Genomic DNA, 11103 nt, shown 5'->3' with positions numbered 1-11103 from the left:
GCCTATGACGCGGCGAGCGAGCGCCACGAGCGACTCTGCCTGGCGCTCGGCATTTCCGGCTGGAACCGGCTGCGGCTGGTCGACTGGCCGTCGCTGCGGCGGCCCTTGGCCACTGGCTTTGCGTTCGCCATGGCGCTGTCGCTCGGCGATCTCGGCGTGATCGCGCTGTTCGGCAGCGATTCGGTCCAGACCTTGCCCTATCTTCTACTCGCGCGCATGGGCAGCTACCGGACCGCCGACGCCGCGGGGCTGGCCTTGCTGCTCGGCCTCGTCTGCCTGATGCTGGTTGTCGCCGCCGACTGGCTGGGGCGGGAGGCAAAGGCATGACGAGGGATAATAATGGCATCGCGGCCACGAAGGGCCTGGCCGTCACGTTGGACGGCGTATCCTTCAGCTATGGCGAGGCATCCTTCCGGTTCGATGTCGAATTCGCCGCCGGCAGGATCACCGCCATCATGGGGCCGAGCGGTTCAGGCAAGTCGACGCTGCTCAATCTGGTGGCCGGCTTCGAATCACCCAATGCTGGCAAGGTGCTGATCGGCGGGATCGATGTCGACAATGCGCCGCCCTCGGCGCGGCCGGTGTCGATGGTGTTCCAGGAAAACAACCTGTTCGCCCATCTTTCGGTCGAGGGTAATGTCGGGCTTGGCCGCTCGCCATCGCTCAAGCTCACGGCCGACGACCACCGCGCGGTCGCGGAAGCGCTGGGGCGTGTCGGTCTCGCCGGCAAGGAAAAGCGGCTGCCGCGCGAGCTTTCCGGCGGCGAGCGGCAGCGCGTCGCGCTGGCGCGGGTGCTCATACGGGACCGTCCGGTGCTTCTGCTCGACGAGCCTTTCGCCTCGCTCGGCCCGGCGCTGCGCGAAGACATGCTCGATCTCATGGCCGGCATCCACGCCGAGCGACAGATGACCGTGCTTTTCGTCACGCACCAGCCGCAGGACGCGCGCTGCATCGGCCAGCGGATCGCGTTCGTCGACGAGGGCAGGGTCGCGGCAAGAGGGTCGGCCGCCGATTTCTTCGACGGTGCTGGACCGGAGGCCTTCCGGCGCTATATCGGCGATCGAGGCGGCAGCGTTGCCGGATGACAACACATTGCCCGGAAGCGGACATAATTTACGGCCAAACCGGTCGCGGGTGATCAGGCGTTTGCTTGCCTTGTCCGGGGGAGTGTGGCTAGGTCCGGCCATGCTGGTCCGAGTGGGCCGTGATTTGCCGAAAGATTACGAAAGGAAGCCGATCTGACGGCCGGCATCGAGAGAGTATGGACTAAGCCGCTGGCGCGATTTTTCGCGATGGCCGGCTTTGCCGTGGCGCTGGCGAGCTGCCAGATGTTCACGCCGCCGGACGTGCAGGAGTCCGGCTTCCAGCCCTCCGACAAGCCGATCACCGTCGACAATGTCGTCGCCAACGCCAGGCTGGCCGAAATGGCCAAAGCGCAGCATCCGCGGATTCTCGCCACCTATGGCGGCGAATATTCCGATCCGAAGCTCGAGCGCATGGTGGCCAAGGTCGTCGGCAATCTGACGGTGGTCTCGGCCAATCCGACCCAGACCTATCGCATCACCATCCTCAACTCGCCCAACGTCAACGCCTTCGCGCTGCCGGGCGGCTATCTCTATGTCACGCGCGGACTTTTGGCGCTGGCAAATGACTCCTCCGAGCTTGCGGCCGTCATCGCGCATGAGATGGGCCACGTCACCGCCAATCACGGGTTGCAGCGGCAGCAGCTCGAGGCCGAGGAAGGCTTGGCGACCAAGGTCGTCTCCGATGTGCTCGGCGACAGCCCGACCGCCAAGGCCGCTCTCATCCGCGGCAAGCTGAGGCTTGCGCAGTTTTCGCGCAACCAGGAACTGCAGGCCGACGCGATCGGCATCAAGTCGATCGGCGAAGCGGGCTATGACCCCTATGCGGCCGGCCGCTTCCTGCAGTCGATGTCGGCCTATACCGATTTCCGCTCGGTCAGCGGCGCCACGGATGCCAGCCTCGACTTCCTGGCCACGCATCCCAACACGCCGCAGCGCATCGAGCTGGCGCAGCGACTCGCCCGCAACTTCGGACCGCCCGGCGTCGGCACGCGCGACCGCGATGCTTTTCTCGCCGGCATAGACGGGCTGCTCTACGGCGACACGCCGGAAGAGGGCTATGTGCGCGGCCAGACCTTCCTGCATCCCGGCCTTGGCGTGTCGTTCTCGGTGCCTGAGGGTTTCGTCATCGACAATTCGGCGGCCGCGGTGACCGCGACCGGTCCGGGCGATATCGCCATCCGCTTCGATGGCGTGGCGATCGACAAGTCGGTGTCGCTCACCGACTATATCCGCAGCGGCTGGGTCGCCGGACTGGACGATGCCAGCGTGCGCCAGGAAACGGTCAACGGCAACGAGGCGGCGATGGCGCATGCCAGCGCGCAAGGCTGGCAGTTCGATATCGCGGTCATCCGGGCCGGCGGACAGGTCTACCGGCTGCTGACTGCGGCACCCTCGGCCAGCACCGCGCTGGAGCCGGTCGCGCGCTCCGTCAGCAGCTCCTTCCGCACGTTGAGCGCGGCCGAGAAGGCGGCGCTGAAGCCGCTGCATATCCGGGTAGTCACTGTGCAGCCCGGCCAGAACATGGGCACGCTTGCCGCTCAGATGGTCGGCGTCGACCGAAAGCTCGACCTGTTCCGGGTGCTCAACGCAATGTCGCCGGGCGCGAGTGTGTCGGCCGGCGACAAGGTCAAGATCGTCACCGACAAGTAGGGGTCAGCATCCCCGCTTAGTGCTTCCGCAACGAATCAGCCGCGCGCTTCTGTTCGGTCAACCCGGGCGCGCGGCTGCCGCAGCAATCAGAGCCCGCCACTGCTGCCGCCTTCAGGGCTGCTCTGGCCGCCGGTGCTGCCCCCGCTGCCCTCACCACTTTGGCCGCCGCCGGACCCCGAATGATCGCCGCTACTGCCGCGCCAGGGCGCCGGTCCGGTATCGGTCTGAGGTGGTTTGACCACTGTCGGGACTGTCACCGTCGGCGTCTTCGGCGCGGGTGTGCGGACAACCTTTACCTTGGTGACTATTTTCGTCACGACCTTGGGCTTGCACACTGCGACCGTTAAGGTGCTGCGCGCGGGAAGGCCGAGAATGCTCATCGAATATGCCTCTTGCCGCGCGATGCCGGCTTTGAGGAAAGCCAAGGCGCGGGCCTCGTCGGCGGGCACGCCGTTGCGGCCATCCTTGAAGATCACGGCGAGATCGTTCATCGCGTTGACGTGCCCCATGGCCGCCGCCTTGAGCAGCAGGTCCAATCCCTTGCCGGTATTCTGCTCGACGTCGACACCATTGAACAAGGCTCGCCCCCAAGCGGCCATCGCATAGGGGTCTCCCTTGTCGGATGCTTCTGAATAGAAGCTGATCGCTTTCGCGGAGTCCGCGGCCGGTCCTATTCCGGACGAAGCGATATGGCCGAGCTCGAACATGGCGCGGACGTGCCCCCTGTCGGCAGCTTCCTGGATAGCTTTCCTGGCCTCGTCGACCTTGCCGGACGCCAGCAGCGCCCGCCCAAGCTCGTAGCGAAACCGAGCGACGTCGGGGTAGGCCTTCACCGCCGCCTGGCAGGCCTCAGCGGCCTCGCCGGCGATCTCGTTCTGCAAACGGCCGGGCGCGACGCCCTGCAGGTCGAGCGGTGCGCCCGCCGCTTGGTCGCAGGGGTCGACGCTTGGCGACAGCTTCATTGTCGCTGCCTTGGACGCGTTGCCGCCGCGGATTTGGAAGCCAATCTCGACCGGAGCAGCTGAGCCGATCTGCGGCTCGTAACGCAAATTATCGATTTCACCGGCCCTCATGCTGGAATCCGGAGACAGGGTCCTGTCCGGCAGCGACAGCGTTCCCGTTGCCGGATAGCTTGCAAGCTTCAGGCTGAGCGCGGGGTCGTTGCTCGGGAAATCGAGCTTCAGCGGAACCGGACCGACGCCAACCGGGATGCTGATATCGCGATTTCCGATCGCCTCGGCGGCGCCGGTGAGGTGGATGCCGCTCTCCGGATCCGGCTGCTCCTGCTTGGCCGTGACCTCCTGACCCTCGGCGTCATCGTGGCGCATCAGCACCACCTCGTCGACCAGCGAGGAATTCTCCCACGGAACCTGCTTGCCGTTGGTGGCTTTGACCACGTCGCGGCGAACCGCGGCCATCACCGTGCGGATTTCCTGGTTGGGCGCCAACGCGTGGCGCGAAAAGGCAGATGAGAACGGGCTGAGGGCACCGCGCCCGTCATAGGCGACCGCACCTGGCTCGGTGGCGAAGGCAATCAGCGTGTTCAGTGAGCTCTTCACCTGCGCAAGGCCGGCGTCGCCCGCGACGATCAGCTGGTCCCTCAGCCAGTAATCCTGGCGGGGGAAAGGATTGTTCCGGCAGGCGTCGAGGATGATCACCTGGATCTTCGCTTTCGAGCGCAATTGCTCCAGCACGTCGTCGAGCTTGATTGCCTGGACCTCGATGTCGGCGGCATCCTTCAGCGACGCGTCGACGGGGATCAGGAAATTCTCGCCGCCGATCTGAAAACCGTGGCCGGAATAGTAGACGACGGCCAGATCCGCACCGTCCGCCGCGGCGAGATAGTTGCGGAACCGCTCCTCGAACTGAAGCTTGGTCAAGTCCTTTGCGACGAACACGTCGAAGCCGGCCAGCCGGAACGTATTCGCGACGTCCTGAGCATCTTTGTCCGGGTTTTTGAGAGCCGGAATATTTCGGTATTCGGCATTGCCGATGACCAAGGCAACCCTTCGATCGGCGTGAGCCTCGAACGCGGTGAAGCACACGAGAACCAGGGCTGCAAGGAACGCGCAGCATCGCAGCATGGCAAACCCCCATCCGCTAAAGTTGGTGCAGTCAGGAAGACAGTTTACGCCGCGAGGGTCTGTTAAAGAATTCACAATCCATGGCTACGGATGCAGAAAGCCGCCGGGAGATGGCCTCCTGACGTCTTCGAGCCGCTGCCTCGGCTTTCAGGCGGCTTCCGCCAGGAATTCGGGGTTCTGCTTCACTAGCGCCGCCCGCAGCTTTTCCATGGCGCGGGCTTCGATCTGGCGGACGCGTTCCTTGGAGATGCCGAGCGCCTCGCCAAGCGATTCCAGGGTGGCGCCGTCGTCGCTAAGGCGGCGCTCCTCGATGATGCGCAGCTCGCGCGCATTGAGCGCGCCGAGCGCGCTTTTCAGCCAGACCGCGCGGCGCTCGACGTCGATCGTTTCGCCGACGACCTCGTCGGGAAGCGGATCCTCCGAGACCAGGAAATCCATCCGCTCGGCGGCGCCGTTCTCGTCGGCAAGGGGGGTATTGAGTGAGCTGTCGGGGGCCGAAAGACGCGAATCCATCATCGCCACGTCGGCTTCCGGCACGCCGAGCGCGGCCGAAACCTCGCGGTACAGCGAGGCATTGGAGAGCGGCTCGGCGCCGTTGGCAAGCCGCGCGCGCAGCCGCCTCAGATTGAAGAACAGCGCCTTCTGCGCGGAGCTGGTGCCGCCGCGCACGATCGACCAGTTGCGGAGGATATAGTCCTGCATCGAGGCGCGGATCCACCAGGTGGCATAGGTCGAGAAACGCACTTCGCGGGCGGGCTCGAAGCGGGCAGCCGCTTCCAGCAGGCCGACATGGCCTTCCTGAATGAGGTCGCCGAGCGGCAAACCGTAGTGGCGGAATTTGGAGGCCATCGAAATCACCAGCCGCATATGGGCGACGGTGATCAGATGCAGCGCGTCCTGATCCTTTTTTTCCCTCCAGCGTATGGCCAGGAGATGCTCCTCGTCGCGCTCGAGATAGGGAGCCTTCATTGCCGCCCGGACCAGTGTCCGTCCTGCCACATCCTCGATCATGCCGACTCCTTTTGGCGGTCGTTGCACTGGATGACGGTTGAAATGACGTCGCAGCGCCCTACAACAGCCAGCAACGTGCCAGAAGCGCGAATGGTTCCGTAGTGCCGGCGGATGCATATGCCTGCCGAAAACGTTTCTGTTATCGATCCGTGAGGCTTGGCTTGGCGGATTTTTCGCTGGTGTTGAGAACTGGATTTCTGGAGCGGTCGATTTTTGAAATCTGGTTCCTTATTTCTTGAGCTTCCATCTGCCAGTTTGCGGCTCTCACCATGCGCCGGGGCACCGGTCAAAACGGGATCACAGAAAAATGAAATGGCTCAAATCGCTTCTCGTCGCCGGAACGCTGCAGGTTCTGGCAGTCACAGCCGGTCATGCCGGCACCAATCTCGACCAGATCAAGCAGGCAGGCGTGATCAAGGTCGGCACGGAGGGCACCTACGCGCCCTTCACCTATCATGACGAATCCGGCGCCCTGGTCGGCTTCGACGTGGAGATCGCCAAGGCGATCGCCGAGAAGCTCGGCGTCAAGGTGCAGTTTCTCGAGGGCAAGTGGGACGGCCTGATCGCGGGGCTCGATGCCAACCGCTACGACGCCGTCATCAACGAGGTCGGCATCACCGACGCACGCAAGGCCAAGTATGATTTCTCCGATCCCTACATCGCCTCCAAGGCGGTGCTGATCGTGCGCGGCGACAACAGCGACATCAAGACATTCGCGGATCTCAAGGGCAAGAAGGCGGCGCAGTCGCTGACCTCGAATTTCGGCAAGCTCGCCGAGAAGAACGGCGCCGAATTGGTCGGCACCGACGGCTTCGATCAGTCGATCCAGCTGCTGCTCACCGGTCGCGCCGACGCCACCATCAACGACAGCCTGTCCTTCCTCGATTTCAAGAAGCACAAGCCCGACGCCAATGTGAAGATCGCCGCGCAGGAAGAGAATGCCGATTATTCCGGTGTCATCGTGCGCAAGGGCGATCCGGAACTGGTGGCGGCGATCAACAAGGCGCTGGCCGACATCAAGGCCGACGGCACCTACAAGAAGATTGCCGACACATATTTCGGCCAGGACGTCTCGCAGTAAGCCCAATCATCCCTTTTGCTTGAGTTCCGGCGGGCCGTCTTTGACGGCCCGCCGATTTTTACCTGATAGTCGCTCGGCATGCGGCCAGAGGGTCGCAGCGTCCGGAAAGGAGAAGGGCTCCGTGCCGCACTGGTTGCAATTGATGCTGGAGTCGCTGCCGACGCTGCTATGGGCGGCACTGATCTTCACCGTGCCGCTGACGCTGCTGTCCTTCGCCTTGGGGCTTATGGCCGGATTGGTGACGGCGCTGATCAGGCTGTTCGGCCCGAAACCGCTGGTCGCGCTTGTGCGCTTCTATGTCTGGATCTTTCGCGGCACGCCGCTCCTGGTGCAGCTCTTCCTGATCTTCTACGGCCTGCCGTCGGTGGGCATCCTGCTCGATGCCTTTCCCGCAGCGTTGATCGGCTTCACGCTCAATATCGGCGCCTACACGTCGGAGATCATCCGCGCCGTCATCGGCTCGGTGCCGAAAGGGCAGTGGGAGGCCTCCTATTCGATCGGCATGACCTGGAGCCAGGCGATGCGGCGCACGATCCTTCCGCAAGCGGGCCGCGTCGCGGTGCCGCCGCTCTCCAATACGTTCATATCGCTGGTCAAGGACACCTCGCTCGCGGCGGCAATAACGGTGCCCGAAATGTTCCAGGCTGCGCAGCGCATCGTCGCCACCACCTACGAGCCGCTGATCCTCTATGTCGAGGCGGCGGCGCTCTATCTGGCGATGAGCTCGGTGCTGTCGGCTCTGCAGGCGCGGCTGGAGGTGCGGCTCAACCGCTATGGCGGCTTCCTGGAGGCCAATGCATGATCGGCCTTACCAACATCGAGAAGCGCTTCGGCGACAATCTTGTCCTGAAAGGTGTCACCGTCAGCATCGACGAAGGCAGCGTCACGGCGCTGGTCGGGCCTTCGGGCGGCGGAAAAAGCACGCTCTTGCGCTGCATCAACCTCTTGGAAATTCCGACCTCGGGCACTTTGCGCATCGGCGACGAGACGCTGGAATTTCGGCCGGGCGCCAAGGTACCGGCAGCGGACATTCAGCGCGTGCGGCTGCAGACCGGCATGGTGTTTCAGAATTTTCAGCTCTTTCCGCATCGCACCGCGATCGAGAACGTCATGGAAGGGCTGGTGACGGTGCTGAAATGGCCGCAGGCGCGGGCGCGCGAGCGGGCGATGGCGCTGCTCGAGAAGGTCGGCATGGCGCATAAGGCCGATGCCTGGCCGGCGACTCTGTCAGGCGGCCAGCAGCAGCGCGTTGCGATCGCCCGGGCGCTGGCGCCGTCGCCGCGCGTGCTGCTTTGCGACGAACCGACCTCGGCGCTCGATCCGGAGCTGGCGCAGGAAGTGGTCGACGTGCTGGGTCAACTGGCCCGCGAGGGCACCACCATGGTGATGGCCACGCATGATCTGAGACTCGCCTCCAAGATCGCGCAGGAGGTGGTGTTCCTCGATGCCGGCTCGATCGTCGAGAAGGGCCCGGCTTCGATCGTGTTCGACAACCCCGAGCGCGAGCGGACCAAGCGCTTCATCGCCTCGCTGCGGCAGGAGGAGGCGCGGAAGGAAGGCGGGGGCGGGGGATCAGGTACGATTCCTTCATAAGTTGGCGCTGCCCCTCATTGCCCTGCCGGGCATTTCTCCCCGTATAGTGACGGGAGAAAGGACGCTTTCATCAGAGAGTTCGCCAATCGCCAACGTTTCAGAATGGGCGCCAACGACGCCGTCATCTCGCTTCTCCCCGTTCACTATACGGGAGAAGGTGCCGGCAGGCGGATGAGGGCAGCGCCGACCTTCCGATATTGCGCGCAACAAAAAACCCGGCGCCAGGCCGGGTTCTTCGTTGTTCGGCAGGCGAATGCTCAGGCAGCTTCTTCCTGCTCGGCTTCCTCGTTGTCGGCCTTGGCGCCGCGCTTCGGACCCTTGTTGAGGTTGACCTCGATGAGGCGAACCGCCTCGGTCTCCGACATGCGGTTGACGGCGGCGATCTCGCGAGCCATGCGGTCGAGCGCGGCTTCGTAGAGCTGGCGCTCAGAATAGGACTGCTCCGGCTGGTTGTCAGCGCGATAGAGGTCGCGCACCACTTCCGAGATCGAGATCAGGTCGCCGGAATTGATCTTGGCATCATATTCCTGCGCGCGGCGCGACCACATGGTGCGCTTGATGCGGGCGCGGCCCTGCACGACCTTCAGCGCGCGATCGACATAATCCTCTTCCGAGAGCTTGCGCATGCCGATAGAGGTCGCCTTGGCGACCGGCACCTTAAGCCGCATCTTGTCCTTCTGGAAATCGATGACGAACAGCTCCAGCTTGTGACCCGCGACTTCCTGCTCGTCGATGGCCACGATCTGGCCGACGCCATGCGCCGGATAAACGATAAACTCACCGGTCTTGAACCCGTGACGGGCCGCGGTGGACTTCTTCTGCGGGGTGATCGTTGCCATTACGCCCTGAACTCCTTAGTTGTAGCGCCGGCATGGCGGCGCCGGCTGAACTCAGACGATCGGCGGAAGCCGATCTTTAGCCGCACAACAAGTGAACTCACCGGAATAAGCCGGGACCGACAAACCGCACGAATGCGATTGCCTGCCCCAGATCGCTCTGGTCCGGATTTGAAAAGTTCACCTTTCAGTGATTTGGGGCGTTAGCGCCATAAATCGACGTTGTGTCACCGGCATGTTTCGCGGATATAACACAAAAAGTCGGAAGAATCAAGGTTTTGCTGCATTCGCTAACGCCACGCGCCATCGCTGGCTGTCAAGACAGCAATTGTATCGGCTCTCTTACGTGGCGTCATGCCGGCTTGCCCGGCCCAGCCGTCAGTCGCCTTCGCCGGGCTCCGGCGAGAAATACTTCTCGAACTTCCCGGCCTCGCCGTCGAAGTTCTTGGCGTCGGCCGGCGGCTCTTTCTTGGCAGTGATGTTGGGCCATTTCTCCGCGTATTCGGAATTGACCTGCAACCATTTGTCGAGCCCGGACTCGGTGTCCGGCTTGATCGCGTCGGCCGGGCATTCGGGCTCGCACACGCCGCAGTCGATGCACTCGTCAGGATGGATGACGAGCATGTTCTCGCCTTCGTAGAAACAGTCGACCGGACAGACCTCGATGCAGTCCATGTATTTGCATTTTATGCAATTGTCGGTCACGACATAGGTCATCGCAGGCTCCGGGACGTCCCGTATTTGCTGGGCTTTTTTGGTGAGGTAACGCCTTTGCCCGCCGCTTGCAAGGGCAGGACTTCCCGCCTGAGCCGGCATCGCGGAAAGGAATTCCGCGCGCCTGCCGCGACGAGGTTCCGTCGTATCTTCTAGTCCTCGCCGAGCAGCCGGTCCGTCTGCCGCCGCTGCCGCTTGGTCGGACGGCCGGTGCCGGCCTCGCGCAGCGCCGGAATGGCGTCAGGAACCGCCTCGCCCTTGGCCGTCGGCGGCGGCGACATATCCTCGTAAAGCAGCCGCGCCTCGTCGGCAGGACCACGCCGGGCGCCAGGCCCAAGCACCTTCCAGACAAGGATTCGGCGGTCGAGCGTGATGGTCAGGACATCGCCGGCCTTGACCAGATCGGAGGCCTGCGCTGCTTTGTCGCGATTGATGCGGACGCGCCCGGCAATGACGAGCTTCGCCGCCAACGACCGGGATTTCACCGCACGCGAGAAGAACAACCATTTGTCGATGCGCTGGCGGCCTTCTCCAACCATCGTGACCGGCCGAGGCTATTTCTTCAGCTGGTCGCGCAAGGCGGCGAGCTTGGCAAAGGGTGAATCCGGATCGAAGCGCTGCGGACGCTCCTCGCGCGGCTTGCCCTGGAAGGCCGGCTTGTTGCCGCCTGCGGCATTGCCCTTGCCGTCCTGCCTGTTGCCTTTCCAGTCCGGCCGGCCCTCGCGGCGTCCCCCCTCGTGGCGATCGGCACGCTCGCCCTGCTGCCTGCCTTCGCGCCGTTCGCCGCCTTCGCGTTCCGGTCTCGGCTTGAACTTCGACCGGTCGAAGCGCGGCTTGCCGGCCCCGTCGCGCTGGTCGCGGCGGCCCTCACGGGCTGGCCGATCGCCGGCCTGGCCACCCGTGGCACCCGCCTGGCCATCGCCTGCCGCCTGGCCGTTGCGCGGACGATTGTCGCGGCGATTGTCATGGCGGTGGCGCGGGCGCGAATGGTCGAAGCGCGCCTGCCGCCACAGCAGGATCGGCTTCGGCTCTTCCGGCTCGGCGGGGGG

The 11103-nt window shown here is 64.1% G+C and carries 11 protein-coding genes and 1 pseudogene; 6 read left to right on the top strand and 6 right to left on the bottom strand.

From position 1 onward, the window contains the following. The 3 genes from EOA32_RS25740 to EOA32_RS25730 form a co-directional block, all read left to right on the top strand. Nucleotides 1–327 (top strand): ABC transporter permease subunit (locus tag EOA32_RS25740; protein WP_128373213.1); only part of this gene is annotated, 327 nt, incomplete at its 5' end. Next, on the top strand, nt 324–1085 hold the full coding sequence (gene thiQ, locus EOA32_RS25735) for a thiamine ABC transporter ATP-binding protein (protein ID WP_128373212.1): 762 nt from the start codon (nt 324–326) through the stop codon (nt 1083–1085). The genes EOA32_RS25740 and thiQ, both read left to right, overlap by 4 nt. Before the next feature lie 207 nt (nt 1086–1292). Further along, the gene (locus EOA32_RS25730) at nt 1293–2735 is read left to right on the top strand and encodes a M48 family metalloprotease (protein WP_095799779.1); all 1443 of its coding nucleotides are present in this window, start codon (nt 1293–1295) and stop codon (nt 2733–2735) included. Between the two features lie 86 nt (nt 2736–2821). Here EOA32_RS25730 and EOA32_RS25725 read toward each other — a convergent pair whose 3' ends face one another. Beyond that, the gene (locus tag EOA32_RS25725) at nt 2822–4819 is read right to left on the bottom strand and encodes a caspase family protein (protein WP_128373211.1); all 1998 of its coding nucleotides are present in this window, start codon (nt 4817–4819) and stop codon (nt 2822–2824) included. A 147-nt stretch (nt 4820–4966) separates the two neighbouring features. Then, the gene (locus EOA32_RS25720; RefSeq protein ID WP_067001865.1) at nt 4967–5830 is read right to left on the bottom strand and encodes an RNA polymerase factor sigma-32; all 864 of its coding nucleotides are present in this window, start codon (nt 5828–5830) and stop codon (nt 4967–4969) included. 307 nt (nt 5831–6137) lie between these two features. Here EOA32_RS25720 and EOA32_RS25715 point away from each other — a divergent pair, with 307 nt between their 5' ends. From EOA32_RS25715 to EOA32_RS25705, 3 genes are all read left to right on the top strand, one after another. Then, nucleotides 6138–6911 (top strand): amino acid ABC transporter substrate-binding protein, encoded by a 774-nt coding sequence (locus tag EOA32_RS25715; protein WP_067001868.1) that lies wholly within the window; start codon nt 6138–6140, stop codon nt 6909–6911. A gap of 121 nt (nt 6912–7032) precedes the next feature. Further along, complete coding sequence (locus EOA32_RS25710) at nt 7033–7713, top strand: ABC transporter permease subunit (protein ID WP_067001871.1); 681 nt, start codon at nt 7033–7035, stop codon at nt 7711–7713. Further along, on the top strand, nt 7710–8504 hold the full coding sequence (locus EOA32_RS25705) for an amino acid ABC transporter ATP-binding protein (protein ID WP_067001874.1): 795 nt from the start codon (nt 7710–7712) through the stop codon (nt 8502–8504). The genes EOA32_RS25710 and EOA32_RS25705 overlap by 4 nt, the downstream gene beginning before the upstream one ends. A gap of 257 nt (nt 8505–8761) precedes the next feature. Here EOA32_RS25705 and EOA32_RS25700 read toward each other — a convergent pair whose 3' ends face one another. The 4 genes and pseudogenes from EOA32_RS25700 to EOA32_RS25685 all read right to left on the bottom strand — a co-directional run. Further along, nucleotides 8762–9343, bottom strand: a complete 582-nt coding sequence (locus EOA32_RS25700; protein ID WP_040974338.1) for a CarD family transcriptional regulator — start codon at nt 9341–9343, stop codon at nt 8762–8764. A gap of 375 nt (nt 9344–9718) precedes the next feature. Further along, entirely contained in the window at nt 9719–10057 is a 339-nt protein-coding gene (fdxA, locus tag EOA32_RS25695) for a ferredoxin FdxA (RefSeq protein WP_067001876.1), read from the bottom strand. Between the two features lie 149 nt (nt 10058–10206). After that, entirely contained in the window at nt 10207–10593 is a 387-nt protein-coding gene (locus tag EOA32_RS25690) for an RNA-binding S4 domain-containing protein (protein WP_095782551.1), read from the bottom strand. Between the two features lie 15 nt (nt 10594–10608). Further along, nucleotides 10609–11103 (bottom strand): annotated as a pseudogene (locus EOA32_RS25685) (helicase); the annotation flags it as partial.

Origin of the sequence: Mesorhizobium sp. M1A.F.Ca.ET.072.01.1.1 (assembly GCF_004023325.1) — a bacterium.
In the GTDB taxonomy this organism is placed as follows: Bacteria; Pseudomonadota; Alphaproteobacteria; order Rhizobiales; family Rhizobiaceae; genus Mesorhizobium.
This window is presented reverse-complemented; position numbering and strand designations above follow the sequence as displayed.